This is a genomic window from Pseudomonas ulcerans (assembly GCF_036324125.1).
GTDB lineage: Bacteria > Pseudomonadota > Gammaproteobacteria > Pseudomonadales > Pseudomonadaceae > Aquipseudomonas > Aquipseudomonas ulcerans.
Genome location: NZ_JAZDQN010000028.1, coordinates 60,086 through 81,321, shown reverse-complemented (window position 1 = coordinate 81,321; position 21,236 = coordinate 60,086). Strand labels below are relative to the sequence as shown.

The window sequence follows — 21,236 nt, the reverse complement described above, 5'->3', positions numbered from 1 at the left end:
CGGGCGATGAACACGGCTACCCGTATCACGGACGAGTTCTTCGACCTGATCGTCCTCGGCAGTGGTGCTGCCGGCTTCGCCGCAGCAGCCACCGCCACGCGCAAGGGGCTCAGGGTGCTGCTGGTGGAAAAGGCCGCGCAGTTCGGCGGCACCTCGGCGATTTCCGGGGGCGCGGTGTGGGTCCATGGCACCGATCAGGCCCATGCCGCCGGCATCGAGGACAGCCCCGAGGCCATGCGCCGCTACCTGCAGAAGACCATCGGCCCCGGCTACAACGCCGAACTGGTGGACGCCTATATCGAGCAGGGCCATCAGGCGCTGCGCTGGCTGGAAACCCATACCGAGCTGAAATACGCCCTGCGCCCGCTGTCGCCGGACTACTACCCGGACCAGGAGGGCGCCACCGACCGCGGCCGCGCCCTGGAAATGCTGGAGTACGACGGGCGTCGCCTCGGCGCGCACTTCAAGGACCTGAAGATGCCGCCGGCGGGCATGCTGCTGTTCGGCGGGATGATGGTCAATCGCGTGGATATCCAGCACTTCCTCAGCTTTCGCCGTTCGCCGCGCTCGCTGCTGCATTGCCTGAAACTGATGGGACGCTATGCCATCGACCGCCTCGGCCACCCGCGCGGAACCCGGCTGACCACCGGCAATGCCCTGGTCGCCCGGCTCGCCACCACGGCCTTCGCTCATGGCCTGACCCTGTGGCTGGACAGCCGCACCGACGCGCTGATCGTCGAGCAGGGCGCGGTGGTGGGCGCGACCATCGAGCGCGGTGGTCGCCTGCAGCGGGTGCGTTCCCGTGGCGGGGTGATCTGCGCAACCGGCGGTTTCGCTGCCGCGCCCGAAGCGGCGGCGCACCGTCCGGACACCGGCAGCGCGCACCTGAGCATGTCGCCGGACAGCAACACCGGCGATGGCCTGCGCCTGGCCCAGGTGGCGGGTGCCGTACTGGGCGAAGGACTGGCCGCCAATTTCTTCTGGGCGCCGGTTTCCGAGGTGCTGCACAAGAATGGCCAGCGCGAGCGCTTTCCCCACCTGGTCACCGACCGGGCCAAGCCCGGCGTGATCGCGGTCAACCGGGCCGGCGAGCGCTTCGTCAACGAATCCGACTCCTACCACCACTTCGTCCAGCGCATGTTCGCCACCGGCAGTACGCCGTGCTGGCTGGTCTGCGATGCCGAGGCGCTGAATCGATACGGCCTCGGCCTGGCCCGGCCCAAGCCGGTCAACAACGACGCCTTGATCGAGGCCGGCTACCTGCATCGCGCCGACAGCGCCGAGCAACTGGCGGCGCAGATCGGCGTCGATCCCCAGGGCCTGCGGCGCACCCTGGAGCACTACAACCGCGATGCCCGCGACGGCGTCGACCGCAGCTTCGGCAAGGGCGGCAACAGCTACAACCGCTACATGGGCGACCCCGAGCACCAGCCCGACCCGTGCAATGCGCCGTTGCTCAAGGCGCCGTGGTACGCGATCCGCCTGCACAGCGGCGACCTCGGTTCGGCCCGCGGCCTTACCACCGACGGCCAGGCGCGGGTGCTGGACGCCAACGGCGCGCCGATTCCCGGCCTGTATGCCGCCGGCAACGACATGAACTCGCTGATGGCCGGCACCTATCCCGGCCCCGGCATCACCCTCGGCCCGGGCCTGACCTTCGGCTGGCTCGCCGCCTGCCATGCCGCCGAGCGGCTGGCGCACCTCCCCACGACGATCCTGGAGAAATGACCATGTACTACGAACTGCGCACCTACACCCTGAGCCCGACCCGCATGGCCGACTGGCTGGCGCTGTACCAGAGTGACGCGCTGGCGGTGCAGACCGAACACCTGGGCCAGCTGGTGGGCTTCTTCACCACCGAGTTCGGCGAGGCCAACCAGGTGGTGCATATCTGGGCCTATGAAAGCCTCGACGACCGCACCGCACGCCGCGCCCGCATGGCGGCGGATCCGCGCTGGGCGGAGTTCGGGCGCAAGAACAAGGAGCTGGGGGCGGTGCTCAGGCTGGAGTCGCGGCTGCTGCGCCCCACCGGTTTCTCGCCGCTCAAATGAGCCAGGTGATGGAGTGCGATGTGCTGGTGATCGGCTCGGGCGCCTCGGGGCTGGCGGCGGCGGTGACCGCGGCCAGCCACGGGCTCAAGGTGATTGTCGCGGAGAAAAGTCGCTGGCTCGGCGGCACCAGCGCCTGGTCCGGTGGCTGGCTGTGGGTGCCGCGCAATCCGCTGGCGCTCGCCGAAGGGGCGGTCGAGGCGCAGGACGCGCCGGAACGCTATCTGCGTGAGCAGGTGCACGGCGACACCTTGAGCGAGGTGCAGCGGGTCTATCTGCAACGCGGACCGGAGATGGTCGAATTCTTCCAGCGCAACACGGCCGTGCAGTTCTACTCCGGCAGCAGCATGCCGGACATGCGCGACGGCGAGGGTTCGGCCAGGGGCGGGCGCTCGCTGTGCGCCCAGCCGTTCGATGGACGCCAGCTGGGCGAGTGGATCGAGCGACTGCGGCCACCGCTGGATATCGTCAGCCTGTTCGGCATGGGCATCGCCGGTGGTGCCGACATGGCCGCGTTCTTCAATGCGCGGCGTTCGCCGAAGTCTGCCTGGCATGTGGGCAAGCGCTTGTTGCGCCATGCCCGGGACCTGCTGCGTCATGGCCGGGGCATGCATCTGGTCAATGGCAATGCTCTGGTGGCGCGGCTGTTGCGCAGTGCGCTGGATCTTGAGGTGCAGTTGCTCAGCGCAAGCCCTGTCGTGCGTCTGCTGCGGGAGGGGGAACGGGTGAGCGGGGCGCTGCTCGACGGTGGGCGGCAGGTCATCGCCCGGCGGGGCGTGGTCCTGGCTTGTGGGGGCTTTGCCCATGATCCGCAGCGCCTGGCCGATCGGCTTGGTCACCGTCATCACTGCGCTGCGCCGCTGGACAACAGTGGTGATGGACTGCGCCTGGGGGAGGCGGCGGGTGGTTTTCTCGGTGAGGACCTGGCGCATGATGCCGCCTGGGCACCGGTCTCGCTGGTGCCCAGGCGCAATGGTCCGCCGGGGCGTTTTCCCCATCTGGTGGACCGTGGCAAGCCCGGGTTCATCGCGGTGGATGGCGAGGGGCGGCGCTTCACCAACGAGGCGGACTGTTATCACGACTTCATGAACCACCTGTTCGCCCGCACGCCGGCGGGGCAGGAGCCTTGCGCGTGGATGATCTGCGATCGGCAGGCGCAGCGGCGCTTCGGTATCGGCTGGGCCAAGCCGTGGCCGTTTCCGATCCGTCATTACCGGCGTTGCGGGTATCTGGTCGAGGGACGTGATGCGCGGGAGCTGGCCCAGCGCTGCGGGCTCGATCCGCAGCGGCTGACGGCGACGATCGAGCGCTTCAATCAGCATGCACGGGTGGGGCACGACCCGGATTTCGGGCGTGGCCAGTCGGCGTACAACCGCGCGCTGGGGGATCCGGCCAACGCGCCGAATCCGTCGCTGCGGGCGTTGCAGGGAAAGCTGTATGCAGTGCGGCTGGTGGCCGGGAGCCTGGGCACCTTTGCCGGGCTGAGGACCGATGAGGCGGCGCGGGTGCTGGATCGGCAGGGTCAGGTGATTGCCGGGCTGCATGCGGTGGGCAACGACATGAACAGCATCATGGGCGGGTACTACCCCAGTGGCGGGATTACCCTGGGGCCGGGGATGACCTTCGGTTACTTGGCGGGGCTGGCGCTGGCTGGAGCCGTGACTGAAGGGGGTGTTTGAAAAAACCCTCAAAGGCAGTTGCTCCCTTAGGCACTGCATGCACCGGCCCCGGTGGGAGCGGGTTCACCCGCGATTACGTCGGCGAATTCAATACCGCAATCGCGGGTGAACCCGCTCCCACAGGTGCCGCGCCAGACTTGAGAGAGATGTGTAGATACCCATGCAGCGATGACGCCCTGAAGACCAACCACGAAACCTCGGATAAACTCGCTCCCCCAGCCACGGACGGACCCCGCTCGATGCTCCAGGAAGGACTCGCCTCTCTCGCCAGCTACCTGCTGCACATCACCCCCGGCCTGGTCCTCTGTGCCCTGTGGTTCCTGCTCACGCCGAAGACCCAGCCCGGCCTGCGCATCCTGATCCTGCTGCTGGCCTTCGTCCTGGTCCGCGACGCCATGACCCCTACCGGCCTCTGGTCGCTGGACGGGCAGGTGTGCATCGGCTTCCTGGACAATCCGCTGGTGCTGGCCGCGCTGGGCCTGATGTCCCTGGGCTTGGTCGCCTTGCTGCGCCCCGCAGCCCCTGGGCTCTGGTCACTGATCCTCTGGCGCAAGGGCAACCTGCCGGCGGGCCTGGCGCTCGGCCTGCTGGCCGGCTGCGCCATCGGCATCCTCCTGCGCCTGTACCAGGGCACCGGGTTCAGCGGTTTCAACCTGTGGCTGGCCGGCATGCTCCTGCTCGCCTACGGCGGCAACGCCCTGGAGGAAGTGCTCTTTCGCGGCCTCCTTCAAGGCTACCTGGAACAACACGCCACGCCGCTACGCGCGGCCCTCGGCAGCGCCGTGGCCTTCGCCGCCTGCCATGTCTTCCTCGCCAGCACCGTGACCCAGGCCGGCTGGCCGGTGCTGGCCTTCACCCTGGTCGAAGGCCTGGCCTGCGCCCTGGTCCGCATGCGCTACGGGGTGATCCCGGCCATCGCTACCCATGGCACGGCGATCCTGCTGATCGCGGTTCCCTACTGAGCCGCCAGCGCCTCGCGCACCCACTCCATGAACGACCGGGTCAACGGACTCTTCTCGCTGTCCTGATGCACCAGGCAACCCCACTCCGGCCCTGCCACCCGCCGCTCGCTCAACGGGCACAGCAGGCCCTTTTCCCGCGCCCGCGCCGCCAGCAGCTGGCTGACCAGCGCCACCCCATGCCCCTCGCACGCCGCATCCAGCAGCAAACCCGGATCGGAGAAGTTCAGCCCGTGGGTGCGCTGTCCGACATCTTCGCCGCCGAGCACCGACCAGCGACTCCAGTCCATCTCTCGTTCGCCATGCAAGGTGGTGCGCTGCCCGGCCGGCTGCTCCAGCAGGTCGGGATGACAGGCCGGGTAGAGCCGGTCCTCGAACAGCACCTGGTAACTGCACTCGGCCTGGGCTTCGAGATCGTCGCGCAGGCTCAGGTCGACGGTCTGGTTGGCCATGTCCGGCACCTCGTAGGTGGTGAACAGCCACAGGTCCACCTCCGGGTGCTGACGGTGGAAGTCGCCAAGGCGCGGCAGCAGCCAGTGCCGGGCAAAGGCCGGGGTGGTGTTGACCACCAGTTGGTTGGGCTTGCGGTACTGGTCGAGGCGGCGGATGCCCACCGACAGTTGCTGGAGCATGGCCTGGGTGGTGGCGTGCAGGTCGTGGCCCGCATCGGTAAGGCTGACGCTGCGCCCGCTGCGATAGAACAGCGGTTGTTCGAGGAAGGTCTCCAGGCTGCGGATCTGCTGGCTGATCGCTGATTGGGTCAGGTGCAGTTCTTCGGCGGCCTTGTGGAAGCTGCCCAGGCGGGCGGCGGCTTCGAAGCCGCGCAGGGCGTTGAGGGGTGGCCAGTGTTTCAGCATGATCGATAAGTCTCGCTAATCTGTTGTCGGCTAAATCCATCGTTTGTCGTGCTTGAAGCCGAGTCATAGCATGACATCCATTCCGCAGTCGCGGATTTCAGGCATAAAAAATACTTAACTGAAGGTGGATCGAACATGCAGTGCAACGGTGATCGAAGCAGTGGTTGGATGATGCTCGCGGAGTGGGCGCCCCATGCGGCGACCTGGATGGTCTGGCCGCATAACCGCGCCCTCTGGGAGAGCACCTGGACGGTGCGCCTGGAAGACGTGCAGGCCGACTTCGCCCGGGTGGTCAATGCCATCGCCCGCTTCGAGCCGGTGAAGCTGGTGGTCCACCCAGGCGCGCGCGCCGCTGCCGCCGAGCTGTGCGGGGCCAATGTCGAGCTGATCGAGCTGCCGGTGGACGACAGCTGGTGCCGCGATTCCGGCCCGAGCTTCGTCTGCCATCCGCAACATGGCCTGGCCGGGGTCAGCTGGCGCTTCAATGCCTGGGGTGGCAAGTCGGCCCATGGCCTCGACGAAGGTCTGGCCCGGCGCGTGCTCAACCGCCTGGGCGCAGACTGCTTCGGCAGCTGGCTGGCCAACGAAGGCGGGGCCATCCATGTCGATGGCCAAGGCACCCTGATCACCACCGAATCGGTGCTGCTCAACCCCAACCGCAACCCCGGGCTGGACAAGGCCGAGGCGGAAGAGATCTTCGCCCGCCTGCTCGGCGTGACCAAGACCATCTGGCTGCCCGGCGACCCGCAGTACGTCACCGGCGACATGACCGACGGCCATGTCGATGGCGTCTGCGCCTTTGCCCGTCCCGGCGTGCTGCTGGTGGATGCGACCCGTGACCAGGGCTCGGTCTACGCTGAAGTGGTGCGGGAAAACCGCCGCGCCCTGGAGCTGGCCCGCGATGCCCACGGCCGGGCTTTCGAGCTGATCGAACTGTACGAAGCCAGCGCTGCGGTGGACCCCGAGGCCGAGGTGTTCTGTGCCTCGTACACCAACTTCTACATCGCCAACGGCGCGATCATCATGCCCGCCTACGGTATCGAGGCCGACGACGAGGCCGCGCGGGTCCTGGCCGCGGCCTTCCCCGGTCGTGAAGTGGTGCCGGTGCGCATCAACCACCTGGCCCATGGCGGTGGCGGCGTGCATTGCATCACCCAGCAGCAGCCGGCCTGGCCGGTACAGGAGTAATCGCCATGACTTTCCTGACCGTCGCCACCACCCAGATGCCGTGCAGCTGGAACCTCGCCGACAACCTCGACCGCGCCGAACAACTGGTGCGCGATGCCGCCGCCCAGGGCGCCCAGGTGATCCTGCTGCAGGAGCTGTTCGCCACCCCGTATTTCTGCATCGAGCAGGACCACAAGCACCTCGACCTGGCCCAGGAGTACCGGCACAGCCCGATCCTCCAGCGCTTCGCCGCGCTGGCCCGGGAACTGGGCGTGGTGCTGCCGCTGAGCTGGTACGAGAAGGCCGGCAACGCGTACTTCAACTCCCTCAGCGTCGCCGATGCCGATGGCCGCCTGCTCGGTGTCTATCGCAAGACCCATATCCCCAACGCCATCGGCTACCAGGAGAAGGAGTACTTCAGCCCCGGCGATACCGGCTTCCGGGTCTGGGACACCGCCTTCGGTCGCCTCGGCATCGGCATCTGCTGGGACCAGTGGTTCCCGGAAACCGCACGCTGCCTGGCGCTGATGGGCGCCGAGGTGCTGCTGTTCCCCACGGCCATCGGTTCCGAGCCCGGCGCCAGCGACTTCGACTCCCGCGACCACTGGCAGATGACCATGCGCGGCCACGCCGCGGCCAACCTGCTGCCGGTGGTGGCGGCCAACCGTATCGGTCGCGAGGTGGCGACCGGCGATCCTGAGTTGCACATGGACTTCTACGGCTCGTCGTTCATCAGCGACCACAAGGGCAAGCTGCTCGCCGAAGCCGACCGCCAGACCCCGGGCGTGCTGATGCGCACCCTGGATCTTGCGGCGATGCGCGCCGAACGCCTGACCTGGGGCATCTTCCGCGACCGCCGACCGGAAATGTACGGCGCGCTGTTGAGCCTGGACGGCGGTTCCACCAGCATCTGGCGTCCGGCCCGGGAGGCATGAGATGAAACGACGTTCCCTGACTACCCTGGCCCTGGCGTTGTGCCTGAGCCAGGGCGCAAGCCACGCCGACGAACAGGACAAGACCCTGCGCCTGTACAACTGGTCCGACTATTTCGCCGAGGACACCCTGGCGCGGTTCACCGCGCAGACCGGGATCAAGGTGATCTACGACGTGATGGACGGCAGCGAGGTGCTGGAGGCCAAACTGATGACCTCCGGCAGCGGCTACGACCTGATCTTCCCCGGTGACACCGTGGCCGAGCGCCTGATGCGTGCCGGCAGCCTGCAAAAGCTCGACCAGTCGAAGCTCACCGCGCTGGCGGATATCGAGCCGGGCCTGCAGAAACTGCGCGAGCATTACCCGCATTCGGCGGCGGCCACCGTGCCCTACACCTGGGGCACCATCGGCCTGACCTACAACGACGAGCAGATCCGCAAGCGCATGCCGGATGCCCCGGTCAACAGCCTCGACCTGCTGTTCAAGCCGGAGCTGGCGGCGAAGTTCGCCGACTGCGGGATCTCGGTGATCGACTCGCCGGACGAAGTGCTGGCGGTCGTCCTCAACTACCTCGGCCGCGAGCCGCGCAGTGCCCGGCCCGAGGACCTGGCCGCGGCCAGCGAGCTGCTGATGAAGGTGCGGCCGTATATCCGCAAGTTCCAGTCGCAGCCGGTCACCGACCTGGTCAATGGCAACCTGTGCCTGTCCCTCGGCTACAGCGGCGACATGACCCAGGCCCAGCGCGCCGCCGACGCTGCTGGCAGGCCGGTGAAGTTCCAGTACCGCATCCCTCGCGAGGGCACCACGGTGTGGATGGACAACATGGCGATCCCGGTGGACGCCAAGCACCCCGAGTACGCCTATGCCTTCATCAACTTCGTCATGCGCCCGGAGAACATGGCCGCCATCAGCAACTTCACCGGCTACCCGACCTCAAGCGCGCCAGCGCGACCGCAGGTCGACCCGAGCATGCGCGACAACCCGGATATCTACCCTGATGAAAGCGCCTTCCAGCGCCTGATCCCGGGCAAGGACATCCCGCAATCGGCCATGCGCGCGCGAATGCGTGCCTGGACCAAGTTCAAGACCGCCAGTTAGAAAGAGTGAAATCATCATGCCGACCCGCCGCCAGTTCATCCGGCACCTTTCCATCGCCAGCAGCCTGGGCCTGATCGCCAGTGCCGGGCTGAATCCCTTGCGCGCCTTCGCCGCCGAGGAAGACGACTGGTTCATGCCCGACGAGGGCGAACGCCAGCGCCATGCCTGGATCGCCTTTGGCGCCCAGGAGGCGATCTGGGAAGACTTCACCGGCGATGTGCAGGAAGCCCTCGGCCGTATCGCCCGTGCCATCGCCCGCTTCCAGCCGGTGACCGTGCTGTGTCGCAGCGACGAGCGCGAACTGGCCGAGGAGCTGTGCGGCGGCGCCAATGTGCGCTTCCTGGAGACCGGACTCGACGATATCTGGATGCGCGACATCGGCGCCAACTTCCTCACCACCGAGGATGGCGGCCTGACGGCGCTGGACTTCAACTTCAACGGCTGGGGCGGCAAGCAGCGCCACGGCAAGGATGCCCGGGTCGCGGCGTTCATGGCGCGCGACACCGGGGCGCGCTACCTGCGCAGCGAGCTGGTGGGCGAGGGCGGTGGCATCGAGGTGGACGGGCATGGCACCGGGATCATGACCGAGAGCTGCTGGGTCAACGCCAACCGCAACCCCGGCTGGACCCGGGCCCAGGTGGAGGAGGAGCTGAAGGCCTGCCTGGGGTTGCGCAAGATCATCTGGCTGCCGGGGATCCGCGGCAAGGACATCACCGATGCCCACGTGGATTTCTACGCGCGCTTCGCCGGTCCCGGGGTGGTGGTGGCCAACCTGGATACCGATCCGGAGTCCTATGACCATGAGGTGACGCGCAAGCACCTGGAGATCCTGCAGGAGGCCACCGATGCCGATGGGCGGCGGTTGCAGGTGCATGTGCTGTCGCCGCCGCTGAAGCCGCGCAAGAGCCGGTTCAACCGGGGCAATCCGGACTTTGCCGCGGGGTATATCAACTACTTCGTGATCAACGGGGCGGTGATCATGCCGCAGTTCGGCGATGCCCAGGCGGATCGCAAGGCGCGGGAATTGCTGGAAAAGCTGTATCCGGGGCGGGAGGTGGTGGCGCTGGATATCGATGCGATCGCGGCGGGGGGCGGGGGGATTCACTGTGTGACGCATCAGTTGCCGTGGGTGTGAAGAGCGACGCGTAACCTTGTGGGAGCGGGTTTACCCGCGATGACGTTGGTGAATTCACTATCGCAATCGCGGGTAAACCCGCTCCCACAAGGTACGCGTCGCTCTTGGACCTGTTCTCTGCTCGACAGCGCAGCCAGAAAGGCTGGGCAGACTCCCACAGGGTACGCGTCGCGCTCTCGGGACTTAATTCCCGGTTAATCAGGGCTTCGGACAATGCGCGGGCAACAGATCATCGTTATCCACGCAAAGGTTTCATTTCCATGTCCGTTCTCAAAGCAGCAACCCTGTCCGTCCTCTTCGCCCTGCCAGTCCTGGCCCACGCCGAAGGCGGCAGCGACCGCGTCAACGAATGGCACGCACAATTCCAGCAGGCACAAAAAGAGGCACCGCAACAGGCGGTAGCCGACAAGAAAGCCGAGCCGCAGCAGGGCGCCGACAAGCGCGACTCCTGATACCCGACGGGGCCTGCCATGCAGGCCCCGCTTCATTCACAGGTCATAACGCACGCTGAGGGTGATGGTCCGCGGATCGTTCACCGAGTAATACGCCGTGCTGCTCGCCGCCGAATAGGCAATGCTCTGCGGGTACGCCCGGTTCAGCAGGTTCTTCACCGCCAGGGTGGTGGTCCAGTGCCCGTCGCCGCTGCTGTAGCTGGTGTTGGCGTTCCAGAAACTCTGCTGCGGCACCTCGTAGATATCCCCGTTCACCGCATTGGCATAGGACCTGGTCTGGAACTGCCAGTCGGTCCCCGCCACCAGTGCCCCCGGCACATCCACCGGCACCGTCCAGTTCAGGCCCAGCGCCAGGTTCCAGCGCGGGGCGAAGACCATCCGGTTGCCATCGGCATCCACGCCCGGCCCGGCCGCGTTCTTGAAGTCGTCGTACTGCGCTTCGAGGTAGCCGAGGTTGGCGCTCAGGGTCAGGTCGCGACCGATCAGGGCGGTGTTTTCCAGCTCGACCCCGTAGCTGTGGGCGCTGCCGACGTTGGTGCGCAGGTTGGCACTGATCGCCGGATCCCAGGCGTTGGTCTGCAGGTCCTTGTAGTCGTTATAGAACACCGCGATGTTGCTGCGCAGGCGGCCGTCCAGGTAGTCGCCCTTGAGCCCGGTTTCATAGGTGATCACGTTCTCCGGATCGAAGCCCTGCAAGGCCGCGAGGCGGGTCGGCGCGCGGTTGTCGAAGCCACCGGCCTTGAAGCCCTTGGCCACGTAGCCGTACTGCACCAGTTCGTCGCTCCAGGCATATTCCAGGCCCAGCTTGGGGCTGAACGAGGCCCAGCTTTCGCTGGTCTCGGCGCTGAAGTTGAGGCCGGTGATGTCCCGCGCGGTGGTGATGGCGTAGTTCTGGTAGTCGAAGTTCTTGTGCTCGGCGGTGTAGCGCAGGCCGGCGGTCAGCGACAGGCGCGGGGTCAGCTTGTAGGTGCCCTGGCCGTACAGCGCGTAGCTCTCGGTGTCGGTGGTGCTGTACTGGCCGCTGGCATTGACCCGGTTCGCCGCCACCGAATAGGTGAGGCTGTCGCGCTCGGCACGGAAGCGCTCCTTGTACAGGTAGGCGCCGAGGGTGAAGTTGAAGCGCTCGTAGTCGCCGTTGAGCTGGAACTCCTGGGTGGCGTAGCGCTGCTTGTAGTGGATCAGGTTGTTCTGCGTCGGCGCGGCGTTGCCGGCGTTGGCTTCGCCCGAGTTGTCGTAGTCCACCGGCTGGTCGAAGGCCGACCAGGCGGTGACCGACTTGAAGCTGAGCTGGTCGTCGAAGTGGTAGATCGAGCGCAGCACCGCGCTGCCCTGGTCGAGGCGGTTCTTCGGGTCGAGGCTGCTGTAGGTCTTGAACTTGTCGAAATGGCCGTTGGCCGGATCGAAGGGGCTGTAGCTGGTGGTGTCGCCGCGGTCGAAGGTCCCGGCCAGGGTCAGTTGCGTGTCCCAGGCCGAGTCCACCGGCGCCAGGCGCAGCTTGCCGCGGTAGGACTGGATATCGATGTTGTTCACATCCTTGTGGCGGGTGCGGTTGTACACCGTGCCGTCGCGGCTCAGGCGCAGGGCCGAGAAGCTGGCGAACAGGGTGTCGTCCACCAGCGGCCCGCTGACCAGCAGGCGGCCACTGCGGGCGTCGTAGTTGCCGCCGCCGAGTTCGACGAAGGCGCGGGTTTTCTGGTCCGGGTCGCGGGTGATCACGCGGATCGCTCCGGCGGCGCTGTTGCGTCCGTACAGGGTGCCTTGCGGGCCGCGCAGGACTTCGACGCGCTCGACGTCGTTGAAGTCGAGCATCGAGGAAATCGCCCGGGGGATGTACAGGTCATCGGCGTACACCGCGACGGCGGCTTCCTGGATCGGGTCGGTCTCGCCGATGCCGCGGATGCCGTAGGTCTGCGCGCTGTAGGAGATCGACTGGCGGTTGAGGGTGAGGTTGGGCACGCGGCCGGAGAGGTCGCGGATGTTGTTGATCTGCTGGTCGCGCAGGGTGTTCTCGTCGAAGGCGCTGATGGCCAGCGGGGCTTTCTGCAGGTCTTCCTGGCGGTGCTCGGCGGTGACGGTGACGCTGGGCAGGCGTTCTTCCTTGGGCGTTTCGCCGGCGGCGAGGGTGGTCAGGGGGAGGGACAGCAACAGCGGGGGTAGTGCGTGGCGCAAGGCGGGTCTGGGCATGTTGGCTTCCTGGTTTTCTTGGATTTCCTCCCTGAGTGGGGTCGGTTAGTGGATTTTTTCCAGAGCGGCGGAGACCGTGTGGGATCAGTGCTTGTAGTCATCCCCCTCACGATCCAGCTGGCGGATCAGCGCATCCCAATGCCGCTGGATGCCCGGGCTGTCGCCGGAGATGAACGCCGCCGTCTGCTGCTTGACCTTCTCGATCGCCGCCTCCGGCGCGAACAGCAGGTCGGCATTGCCCCCGGCCTGCGCCGCGATCTGGATATTGCAGGCACGCTCCAGCCCGTGCAGTTCGCGGAAGGCGTGCTCGACGCTGCTGCCCCCGGTCAAAAGCCCGTGGTTGCGCAGGATCAGGATATTGCTGTCGCCCAGATGGGCGACCAGGCGCTGCTGTTCGTCCAGGTCCAGCGCCACCCCTTCATAGGTGTGGTACGCCACCCGGCTGTAGTAGGCCAGGGCATGCTGCGACAACGGCAGCAGGCCATCGCGCTGCGCCGACACCGCCGCACCATCGCGGGTATGGGTGTGCAACACCGCCTTGAGGTCCGGGCGGGCGCGGTGGATGGCGCTGTGGATCACGTAGCCGGCCTGGTTGATGCCCAGGCCCAGCGGGTCGTCGATGATGGTGCCGTCGACATCCACCTTGACCAGGTTGGAGGCGGTGATTTCATCGAACAGCAGGCCGAAGGCATTGATCAGGAAATGCTCTTCCGGCCCCGGCACCCGTGCCGAGAAATGCGTGTAGATATGGTCGGTCCAGCGGAACAGTGCGGCCAGGCGATAGGCGGCGGCGAGCTTGACCCGCACCTCCCACTCTTCGGCGCTGACCCGCTGGCGCACGCTGGAAAGATCGGAGGTCACGGACAGAACGGATACGGCAGTCATTGCGGTACTCCTCGGTATTCGGTGAAAAGTCAGTAGCCGCGCTGGTGGTCCACCAGGTTGCGCAGCGGCTGCTCCTGGCGATAGCGCTGGAAGTTGTCGACGAAGTCCTCGGCGAAGCCGCGGAACCCCTCGGTGGAAAGGGCGCAGGTGTGCGGCGAGATGAACACCCGCGGATCGCTGTACAGCGGATGCCCGGCGGGCAGCGGCTCGGGTTCGGTGACATCGAGGGTGGCGCGGCCGATCAGGCCGGCATCCAGTGCCTCCAGCAGCGCCTGCTGGTCGAGCAGGCCGCCACGGGCGATGTTGATCAGGTGCAGGCCGGGCTTGGCGCTGGCCAGCACGTCGCGGCCGATCAGGCCTCGGGTCTGCGCGGTCAGGGGGGCGGCCAGGACGAGGTGGTCGGACTCGGCGAACAGCTGATGAATATCCGCTACCGCCGTTACCGGCACCCCGGCCTCCAGCGGCTGGCCGAGGCGGCCGAGGGCGATCACCCGCAGGCCCAGTGCCGCGGCCTTGGCCGCGAGGCTCTTGCCGATGCTGCCCAGGCCGAGGATGCCAAGGGTCTTGCCGCGTACCGGTTGCAGGGTGCTGAAGCTCCAGTCGTCATCCTTGACCCAGATATCCGGCAGGCGCTTGGCGGCCGAGAAGATCGCCGCCAGGGCGAACTCGGCGACCTGCTCGGCATTGCTGCCCTTGCCGCTGGTCACCGGCGGGCCCTGGAACAGCCAGTCCGGATAGAAATCGATGCCCGACGACACCAGTTGCACCCAGCGCAGCGACCACGGCCAACCGCGCGGTGCTTCATCGACCCGCCGCCCGCGCACGTTGACCGGCCGCACGATCAGCACGTCGGCGCGCTCGGCATTGAACTGCTCCGGCGACAGGTCGATCACCCGGTGTCCGCCGAGACGCTGGCGCAGCAGTTCGTTGACCTGGGGATCGAGCTGGCTGGCGATCACGCTGATAGTGCTCATTGGGCGACTCCTGTATCGAGGGCGGCACGGCCGCTGCCGTGGAACACCACGTCGTCCTGCGGGGTATGGATGCGGCTGCAGAGCACGTCGCGGTAATGCCGCTCCAGCGGGTTGTGCCGCGACAGGCCGGGATTGCCGGTGGCCTCGATGGCCAGCTCGACGGCGTGGATGGCGTTCTGCGTCACCAGTTGCTTGAGCTGGCCGGCGTTGCTTGCCGGCACCAGGCCGACGGCGGCGGAGTCCAGCAGATTTCGGTTGGCGAAGAGCAGGGTGTCGATGCGCCCGACCCGTTCCTGGAAGCGCGGCAGGCTGGCCAGCGGCTGGCCGAGGTTGGACGGCACGCGCTCGCGCAGGAAGCTCACCAGCCAGTCGCGGGCGGCCTGGGCCACGGCGTCGTAGATGCTCGACAGCAGCACCGCCATCCACACCAGGCTTTCGCCGTCCAGTTCCGGACGCGGCGCGCTGGCCGGGCTGACCGCCACGGCGTGGTCCAGCGGCAGGAGCACGTTGTCGAACTCGACCCGGTGGCTGCAGGTGGCGCGCATCCCCAGGTGGTCCCATTCATCGACGATGCGGATGCCGGGGCTGTCCTTGTGCACCAGGAAGCCGCCCACCAGCGGGTCGGCGTCGTCGCTGCGGCCCCACACCAGGTACCACTCCAGGCCATGGCTGCCGGTGGAGTAGAGCTTGGTCCCGGACAGCCGCCAGCCGTCGGCGGTACGCCGGGCGACGGTGGCCGGCAGGCCGCCGCGGGCCGGGGTGCCCAGTTCCGGCTCGACGCGGAAGGCGTTGATCAGCGCGCCATGCTCGACGGCCTCGCGGGCCAGGCGTTCGCGCAGGTGCGGCGGCCAGCGCAGATCGTCCTGCAGGCGGAAATGCTGGAGGTATTGCATCACCAGGATCAGCGCGGTGGAGGGCTCGCCCTTGGCCACCGCGCTGATGACCTTTCGTGCGGTGGGCAGGTCGGCACCGCCACCGCCGAGCGCCTTGGGTACGGTCAGCGCGGGAATGCCGTGGCGCTGCAGCAGTTCGAAGTTGGCGGCGGGAAAGGCTCCGCTGCGGTCGAAGCCGGCGGCGCTGGCCGCCAGCTCACGGGTGATCCCGGCAAGAACCGAATCCAGGTCGGAAGAAGGGCTGTCCGGCACGGGCGGCCGGTGCAGGGGGACAGCGGCGGAAGACTGGCTCATCGGGCACTCATCGCATAAGACGCTGGGGGACGCCCGTTGGCGGACGCCGTTCGCCCGCCCTGGCTAGCGAATCCCTGCCGGCGGGGCTTATGACCGTATGCGTGGTAATCGTCGCTGTAAAATTCTTTCTGGTTCTAAGCTAATGGCTGGAATGAAAAATTGTTCGCATATTAGGTTATGACCAAAATGCATTTCACTGATTATCGGCGAGCCGTTAGAGTCCACTTCACATTCGCCACGCCGCGGATGGAACCCGGAACCTGACAACAGGCTGGCCTCCAGCCTTGAGGAGCGTCGCGATGATCCCCTTCACCCGAATCCTGGCCCTCGGTGCCGCCTTGCTGCTGGCGAGCCCGGCCTTCGCCGCAGAACGTGTCGAACTGCGCATCGGCGACCAGAAAGGCAACATGCGCGCCCAGCTGGAAGCGGCCGATGCCCTGCGCGACCTGCCTTATGACATCCGCTGGGCCGAGTTTCCCGCCGCCGCGCCACTGGCCGAAGCCTTGAATGCCGGCGCCATCGACGCCGGGATCATCGGCGATGCACCGCTGCTGTTCGCCCTGGCCTCGGGGGCGCAGGTCAAGGCCATTGCCGTGGACAAGTCCGATGCCTATGGCACCGCGGTGCTGGTGCAGCCGTCGTCGCCGTTGAAGAGTGCGGCTGACCTGAAGGGCAAGCGCATCGCTACCGGGCGCGGTTCCATCGGCCACTACGTGGCGCTCAAGGCCCTGGTCAGTGCCGGCCTCAGCGAGAAGGACGTGGAATTCCGCTTCCTCGGCCCGGTGGATGCCAAGGTCGCCCTGGCCAATGGTTCGGTGGACGCCTGGGCCACCTGGGAACCCTACACCGCGCTGGCCGAGTTGAGCGGGCAGGGGCGGGTGCTGGTCAATGGCCGCGGGCTGTCCAGCGGCAACAGCTTCCTCGCCGCCACCGACAAGGCCCTGGCCGATCCGTCCCGGCGTGAAGCCCTGCAGGACTACCTGAGCCGCCTGGCGAAAGCCCAGGACTGGGCCAACCGCAACCTCGACAGCTATTCCAGAACCCTGGCGCAGATCATCGGCTTCCCGGTGGAGGCGGCGCGCCTGCAGTTCGAGCGCCGGCAACTGCGCTGGCAGGCGGTGGACGCCCAGACCATCGCCGAACAGCAGGACACCGCCGACTTCTACCAGGCCCACGGCCTGATCGCCGGGCGCCTCGACGTGGCGCCGACCTTCGCCAGCGGTTTCGTCCTGCCGGGCGCCGCGCAACTGACCAAGACCCCCTGATCCGGAGCTTTTCCCATGATTCCTTTCAAGCGTTTGCAAAAGCTCGCCGTTGCCGTGGTGATCGGCGCCAGTCTCGTCGGCACCGCCAGCGCCGAAACCCTGCGCATCGGCTACCAGAAATCCTCGACCCTGCTGACCCTGCTCAAGGCCCAGGGCAACCTGGAAAAAGACCTCAAGGCCAAGGGCATCGACGTCACCTGGCATGAGTTCGCCAGTGGCCTGCCGCTGCTCGAAGCGCTCAACCTCGGCAACGTCGACGTATCCGCCGATGTCGCCGATACCGTGCCGGTGTTCGCCCAGGCGGCCGGGGCCAGGCTGACCTACTTCGCCCGGGAGACGCCATCGCCCCTGGCCCAGGCGATCCTCGTGCCGGCCGATTCGCCGCTCAAGAGCCTTGCCGACCTCAAGGGCAAGAAAGTCGCGGTGACCAAGGCCGCCGGCAGCCACTACCTGCTGATCCAGGCGCTGGCCAAGGCCGGATTGAACTTCAGCGACATCCAGCCGGCCTACCTGATTCCAGCGGATGGCCGCGCCGCCTTCGAGAACCGCAAGGTGGATGCCTGGGTGACCTGGGACCCGTTCGTGGCCAGTGCCCAGCGCCAGCAGCACGCGAAAGTGCTGAGCGATGGCCAGGGCCTGTCCAACTACCAGCGCTACTACCTGGCGTCCAGCGACTACGCCAAGGCTCACCCGGAGGTGCTCGACACCCTGTTCACCGCGCTGAGCGGGGCGGGCAAGTGGATCAAGGCCAATCCGGGCGATGCGGCGAAGGTGCTCGGGCCGCTTTGGGGTAACCTTGACGTGGCGACGGTCGAGCAAGCCAATGGCCGACGCAGTTATGATGTGCAGCCGGTGCGGGCCGACAACCTCGCCGAGCAGCAGCAGATCGCCGATGTGTTCTTCGCCCAGGGCCTGCTGCCGCGCAAGATCGACGCCAGTGCCGTGGAGCTGTTCCAGCCCGGCGTGCGCTGAAGCCGTAACCGAATACGGGCCGCTGATGCCTTTCGGGGTGCCAGCGGCCCTCGTCGTTTCGACCAAGGAGTGATTCATGGAAAAGCGTCAACTGGGCAACAGCGGCATCGCCGTCAGCGCCATCGCCCTCGGCACCATGACCTGGGGTGAGCAGAACAGCGAGTTCGAGGCCTTCGAACAGATCCAGGTGGCTCGTGAGGCCGGGGTCAACTTCATCGACACCGCAGAGATGTACCCGGTGCCGCCGATCGCGAAAACCTATGGCGAGACCGAGCGCATCATCGGCAACTACTTCGCCCGCCACGGCGGTCGCCAGGACTGGGTGCTGGCGAGCAAGGTGGCCGGCCCGCACCGCATCGACCACATCCGTGGCGGCAATGCGCGGCTGGACCGGGCCAATATCACCGCGGCCCTTGAAGACAGCCTCAAGCGCCTGCAGACCGACTACCTCGACCTGTACCAGTTGCACTGGCCGGATCGCCAGACCAACTTCTTCGGCCAGCTGGGCTATGTCCACGACGCGGCCGATGAAGCCACCGCCATCGAGGACACCCTCGAAGTGCTGGACGACCTGGTCAAGGCCGGCAAGATCCGCCAGATCGGCCTGTCCAACGAAACCCCGTGGGGCGTGGCGCGCTTCCTGCACCTGGCCGAGACCCGCGGCTGGCCGCGGGCGGTATCGATCCAGAACCCCTATAGCCTGCTGAACCGCAGCTACGAGGTGGGCCTGGCGGAGATTTCCATTCGCGAGAACGTTGGCTTGCTGGCGTATTCGCCGCTGGCCTTCGGCGTGCTGTCGGGCAAGTACCTGAATGGTGCCCAGCCGGAAAAAGGGCGCCTGACCCTGTTCGACCGCTTCCAGCGCTACAACAACCCGCAGGTGGAGCGGGCGACCGCCGCCTACGTGGCGCTGGCCCGCGAGTATGGCGTGGATCCGGCGCAACTGGCGCTGGCCTACGTCACCAGCCGGCCGTTCCTCACCAGCAACATCATCGGCGCCACCACCCTGGAGCAGTTGCACAGCAACCTCGCCAGCGTGGAGGTGAAGCTGACCGAGGAACTGCTGCAGGGGATCGAGGCGATCCATGTGCAGCAGCCGAATCCGGCGCCTTGATCTGCAATCCGGGGCCGCCCTCAAGGGCGGCCTCCTGTTTCTGCCTGCCCGCGCAACCATTCCTGCAACACCCCTGCCTGCGTCGACAACGCCCGTTCCGGCGGATAGACCAGCCAATAGGCACAATCGCCGAGTTCAGCGAAGTCGCCAAAGGGTGCCACCAGTGCTCCCGCCTCCAGATAGCGCCGTACCAGCCGTCGTCGTCCCATCGCAATCCCGACACCATTCACCGCCGCGCTGGCACACAGGTCCGAACGATCAAAGGTCATTCGCCGCGCGGGCAACACATCTTCCAGTCCGTGACGCCGCGCCCATTCCCGCCACTCCGCATCGAACGCCGCATGTTCCCAGGCCAGGGCATCGTGCAGCAGCGTGCACTGCCGCAGGTTGCGCGGGGCCTCGAACAGCGCGAATTGCTTGGCATACGCCGGACTGCACACCGGCGTCGCCGCTTCATCCATCAGGCGTTCATTCACCAACCCCGGATACTCGCCATGGGCATACACCAGCGCCAGGTCGATGCTGTGGCTGCGAAAATCCAGGCGCTCGTTGCCCACTCGCAGGTCGAGGGCGATTTCCGGATAGCGCTGGTGGAAGTCCGCCAGTCGCGGCACCAGCCAGTCGCTGGCGATGGACGGGTGGGCATACAGCACCACCGCGCCGGCGATACCGGCGCCTTGCGGACGCAGGGCGTCGTCGAGGGCGGCGACGGTGTCGCGCAGGATGCTGTAGATCCGTTCGCCATCGGCAGTCAGGCGGATGCGCCGGGTCAGGCGTTCGAACAGGCGCAGCGACAGCGCCTGTTCAAGCCGCGCGATACGGTGGCTGACCGCGCTGGGCGTGAGGCACAACTCCTCGGCGGCAAGGGCGAAGCTCAGGTGCCGTGCTGCCACCAGGAAAGTGTGCAGGTTGGCGAACTGGCTGCTGCCCAGGCGCGAGGCCAGCAACGGCGGCAGATTGAGCATCAGCGTGGGTCCGCCAGGGCGCGGCCGGTGGCCAGGTAGGCGTCCATCTCGGCGGCCGGCACCATGCTGCCGCCGGTGGCCCAGACCAGGTGGGTGGCATTGGCCATGTGCTGCGGGTCGAGGCCGAGGCGCTGGCGATAGCCCTGGGTTTCCTCCAGGACCCGCTGCATCCCCGGCACGCCGGCCAGGGCCGAGGGCTCCAGGCGCAAGCCTTCGCTGGCCTCCATCCGGGCCAGCAAGCGATAGAGATTGTCGTCGCTGACCGTGTAGTAGCCATCGATCAGGCGCTGCATGGTCCGCCCGACGAAGCCCGAAGGCCGGCCCACGGCGAGGCCGTCGGCGGCGGTGGCGTTGTCGATGCCGAAGTCGTAGACCGATACGTCCTCGTGCAGGCCGGTGTACACGCCGAGCAGCATGCACGGCGAATGGGTCGGCTCGGCGAAGAGGCAATGCACGGCGTCGCCGAACACCTGCTTGAGGCCGAAGGCCACGCCGCCTGGGCCACCGCCGACGCCGCAGGGCAGGTAGACGAACAGCGGGTGTTCGGCGTCCACGCGGATCCCGGCCTGTTGCAACTGGCCTTGCAGGCGCAGGGCGGCGACGGCGTAGCCGAGGAACAGCTGGCGGGAATTCTCGTCGTCGACGAAGTGGCAGAACGGATCGCCCTCGGCCTGGCGCCGGCCTTCGGCGACGGCGACGCTGTAGTCGGTGGGGTACTCGACCACCGTCACGCCGTGGGCGCGCAACTTGTCCTTCTTCCACTGGCGGGCGTCGGCGGACATGTGCACCGTGGCCTGGAAACCCAGGCGCGCGCTGATGATGCCGATGGACAGGCCGAGGTTGCCGGTGGAGCCGACGGCGATGCGGTACTGGCCGAAGAAGGCGCGGGCCGTGTCGCTGTCGAGCGTTGCGTAGCTGTCGCCGGGTTGCAGCAGGCCGGATTCCAGGGCCAGGCGCTCGGCATGGGCAAGCACCTCATAGATGCCGCCACGGGCCTTGATCGAGCCGGAGATGGGCAGGGCATGGTCGGCTTTCAGCCACAGCTGGCCGGGGCCGAGGCCCAGTTCGCGCTGCAAGGCGGGCAGGGGTTGCAGGGGGGACTCGATGATGCCGCCGCTGTCGCGGGTCTGCGGGAAGGCGGACTGGATGAAGGCGGCGAAGCGCTGCAGGCGTGCGCTGGCGTCATCCATGTCGGCGCGGGTCAGGGGCACGTCGCGCAGGGCCTCGGCGACCGGAGCGGTGTTGGGGTTGAACCAGGTGGTTTCGTCCAGGGCGACCAGTTCGGCGATGACGGGGTGGGTGGTGCACCAGGTCTGGATGTCTTTTCCCGCGATCATGGGGGCTCCGGCGGTTGTGGGTTGG

At 67.1% G+C, this 21,236-nt stretch carries 19 protein-coding genes; 12 read left to right on the top strand and 7 right to left on the bottom strand.

The annotated features are described in order from the left end of the window. Positions 1 to 6: 6 nt before the first annotated feature. The 4 genes from V0R59_RS22085 to V0R59_RS22070 all read left to right on the top strand — a co-directional run bounded on the left by V0R59_RS22085 (position 7) and on the right by V0R59_RS22070 (position 4,689). Positions 7 to 1,728 carry an FAD-dependent oxidoreductase gene (locus V0R59_RS22085; RefSeq protein WP_330076523.1) on the top strand — a complete coding sequence of 574 codons (1,722 nt, stop codon included), beginning with the start codon at positions 7 to 9 and terminating at the stop codon, positions 1,726 to 1,728. A gap of 2 nt (positions 1,729 to 1,730) precedes the next feature. Next, complete coding sequence (locus V0R59_RS22080) at positions 1,731 to 2,051, top strand: NIPSNAP family protein (protein ID WP_330076524.1); 321 nt, start codon at positions 1,731 to 1,733, stop codon at positions 2,049 to 2,051. After that, on the top strand, positions 2,048 to 3,727 hold the full coding sequence (locus V0R59_RS22075) for an FAD-dependent oxidoreductase (RefSeq protein ID WP_330076525.1): 1,680 nt from the start codon (positions 2,048 to 2,050) through the stop codon (positions 3,725 to 3,727). The genes V0R59_RS22080 and V0R59_RS22075 overlap by 4 nt, the downstream gene beginning before the upstream one ends. A gap of 239 nt (positions 3,728 to 3,966) precedes the next feature. Next, positions 3,967 to 4,689: a CPBP family intramembrane glutamic endopeptidase gene (locus V0R59_RS22070; RefSeq protein ID WP_330076526.1), complete on the top strand. Its 723-nt coding sequence runs from the start codon at positions 3,967 to 3,969 to the stop codon at positions 4,687 to 4,689. On the opposite strand, the gene V0R59_RS22065 is transcribed toward V0R59_RS22070, so the two are convergent. Beyond that, positions 4,683 to 5,543, bottom strand: coding sequence for a LysR substrate-binding domain-containing protein (locus V0R59_RS22065; RefSeq protein WP_330076527.1), 861 nt, complete (start codon positions 5,541 to 5,543; stop codon positions 4,683 to 4,685). The genes V0R59_RS22070 and V0R59_RS22065 overlap by 7 nt on opposite strands. 135 nt (positions 5,544 to 5,678) lie before the next feature. Between V0R59_RS22065 and V0R59_RS22060 the strand changes: the two genes are divergently transcribed. From V0R59_RS22060 to V0R59_RS22040, 5 genes are all read left to right on the top strand, one after another. Continuing rightward, positions 5,679 to 6,731, top strand: coding sequence for an agmatine deiminase family protein (locus tag V0R59_RS22060; protein WP_330076528.1), 1,053 nt, complete (start codon positions 5,679 to 5,681; stop codon positions 6,729 to 6,731). 5 nt (positions 6,732 to 6,736) lie between these two features. Further along, entirely contained in the window at positions 6,737 to 7,645 is a 909-nt protein-coding gene (gene aguB / locus V0R59_RS22055) for an N-carbamoylputrescine amidase (protein ID WP_330076529.1), read from the top strand. A gap of 1 nt (position 7,646) precedes the next feature. Continuing rightward, on the top strand, positions 7,647 to 8,741 hold the full coding sequence (locus tag V0R59_RS22050; protein WP_330076530.1) for an extracellular solute-binding protein: 1,095 nt from the start codon (positions 7,647 to 7,649) through the stop codon (positions 8,739 to 8,741). Positions 8,742 to 8,757: 16 nt separating this feature from the next. After that, positions 8,758 to 9,876, top strand: a complete 1,119-nt coding sequence (locus tag V0R59_RS22045) for an agmatine deiminase family protein (RefSeq protein WP_330076531.1) — start codon at positions 8,758 to 8,760, stop codon at positions 9,874 to 9,876. A gap of 260 nt (positions 9,877 to 10,136) precedes the next feature. Beyond that, positions 10,137 to 10,328: a co-regulatory protein PtrA N-terminal domain-containing protein gene (locus V0R59_RS22040; protein WP_330076532.1), complete on the top strand. Its 192-nt coding sequence runs from the start codon at positions 10,137 to 10,139 to the stop codon at positions 10,326 to 10,328. 36 nt (positions 10,329 to 10,364) lie between these two features. Here V0R59_RS22040 and V0R59_RS22035 read toward each other — a convergent pair whose 3' ends face one another. The 4 genes from V0R59_RS22035 to V0R59_RS22020 all read right to left on the bottom strand — a co-directional run bounded on the left by V0R59_RS22035 (position 10,365) and on the right by V0R59_RS22020 (position 15,558). Next, positions 10,365 to 12,512 (bottom strand): TonB-dependent receptor, encoded by a 2,148-nt coding sequence (locus V0R59_RS22035; RefSeq protein ID WP_330076533.1) that lies wholly within the window; start codon positions 12,510 to 12,512, stop codon positions 10,365 to 10,367. 84 nt (positions 12,513 to 12,596) lie between these two features. Continuing rightward, entirely contained in the window at positions 12,597 to 13,397 is an 801-nt protein-coding gene (locus tag V0R59_RS22030) for a class II aldolase/adducin family protein (RefSeq protein ID WP_330076534.1), read from the bottom strand. A gap of 29 nt (positions 13,398 to 13,426) precedes the next feature. Next, entirely contained in the window at positions 13,427 to 14,371 is a 945-nt protein-coding gene (locus tag V0R59_RS22025; protein WP_330076535.1) for a D-isomer specific 2-hydroxyacid dehydrogenase family protein, read from the bottom strand. Then, a complete protein-coding gene (locus V0R59_RS22020; RefSeq protein ID WP_330076536.1) occupies positions 14,368 to 15,558 on the bottom strand; it encodes an acyl-CoA dehydrogenase family protein in 1,191 nt (396 codons plus the stop codon). The genes V0R59_RS22025 and V0R59_RS22020 overlap by 4 nt, the downstream gene beginning before the upstream one ends. Positions 15,559 to 15,857: 299 nt before the next feature. On the opposite strand from V0R59_RS22020, the gene V0R59_RS22015 reads away from it, so the two are divergent. The 3 genes from V0R59_RS22015 to V0R59_RS22005 all read left to right on the top strand — a co-directional run bounded on the left by V0R59_RS22015 (position 15,858) and on the right by V0R59_RS22005 (position 18,909). After that, positions 15,858 to 16,823: an ABC transporter substrate-binding protein gene (locus tag V0R59_RS22015; RefSeq protein WP_330076537.1), complete on the top strand. Its 966-nt coding sequence runs from the start codon at positions 15,858 to 15,860 to the stop codon at positions 16,821 to 16,823. Between the two features lie 15 nt (positions 16,824 to 16,838). Further along, entirely contained in the window at positions 16,839 to 17,795 is a 957-nt protein-coding gene (locus tag V0R59_RS22010) for an aliphatic sulfonate ABC transporter substrate-binding protein (protein ID WP_330076538.1), read from the top strand. Positions 17,796 to 17,871: 76 nt separating this feature from the next. Then, positions 17,872 to 18,909: an NADP(H)-dependent aldo-keto reductase gene (locus V0R59_RS22005; protein WP_330076539.1), complete on the top strand. Its 1,038-nt coding sequence runs from the start codon at positions 17,872 to 17,874 to the stop codon at positions 18,907 to 18,909. Between the two features lie 20 nt (positions 18,910 to 18,929). Here V0R59_RS22005 and dsdC read toward each other — a convergent pair whose 3' ends face one another. Next, positions 18,930 to 19,874 carry a DNA-binding transcriptional regulator DsdC gene (dsdC, locus tag V0R59_RS22000; protein WP_330076540.1) on the bottom strand — a complete coding sequence of 315 codons (945 nt, stop codon included), beginning with the start codon at positions 19,872 to 19,874 and terminating at the stop codon, positions 18,930 to 18,932. Beyond that, positions 19,874 to 21,211 carry a D-serine ammonia-lyase gene (gene dsdA, locus V0R59_RS21995; protein WP_330076541.1) on the bottom strand — a complete coding sequence of 446 codons (1,338 nt, stop codon included), beginning with the start codon at positions 21,209 to 21,211 and terminating at the stop codon, positions 19,874 to 19,876. Before dsdA ends, dsdC begins: the two co-directional genes overlap by 1 nt. Positions 21,212 to 21,236: the final 25 nt, after the last annotated feature.